The following is a 645-nucleotide window of genomic DNA, read 5'->3' on the forward strand; positions in this document are numbered from 1 at the left end:
ACACGAACACCTCTGGCTCACCCCACCCACCACACACACCGACCCCGCACACCTGGGCCTCACCACCACCGCCCACCCCCTCCTCGGCGCCGCCGTCACCCTCGCCCACGACCACACCACCGTCTACACCGGCACCCTCTCCCTCACCACCCACCCCTGGCTCGCCCACCACACCGTCTTCACCACCCCCATCCTCCCCGGCACCGCCTACCTCGACCTCGCCCTCCACGCCGCCGACCACACCGGCCACACCACCATCGACGAACTCCTCCTCCACGCCCCACTCGTCCTGCCCGAGAACGGCGGCGTGCAGGTGCAGATCATCGTCACCGGCTCCGACCGGTCCACCGCGGAGATCTACTCCCGGCCCGACGGCGACACCGGAGACTGGACCCGCAACGCCACCGCTCTACTGGCCAAGGACGATGCCGGGCCCGGCTTCGACCTCACCGCATGGCCTCCGGCGGACGCGGAGCGGATTGGCCTCGGCACCGCGTACGACCGCCTGACCGAGGCGGGGCTGCACTACGGTCCGGTGTTCCGGGGACTGCGCGCCGCCTGGCGGCGCGGCGACGAACTGTTCGCCGAGGTCTCCCTACCCGAAAGCGAACGGGCCGGCGTGGCGGACTTCGGCGTGCACCCCGC

At 71.9% G+C, this 645-nt stretch carries 1 protein-coding gene; it reads left to right on the forward strand.

From position 1 onward, the window contains the following. Nucleotides 1-645, forward strand: a 645-nt coding sequence (locus tag HCK04_RS40460; RefSeq protein WP_185949125.1) for a polyketide synthase dehydratase domain-containing protein, incomplete at both ends; no start/stop codon positions are given.

The sequence above is a fragment of the Microbispora sp. CL1-1 genome, from assembly GCF_012034195.1.
Taxonomy (GTDB): domain Bacteria; phylum Actinomycetota; class Actinomycetes; order Streptosporangiales; family Streptosporangiaceae; genus Microbispora.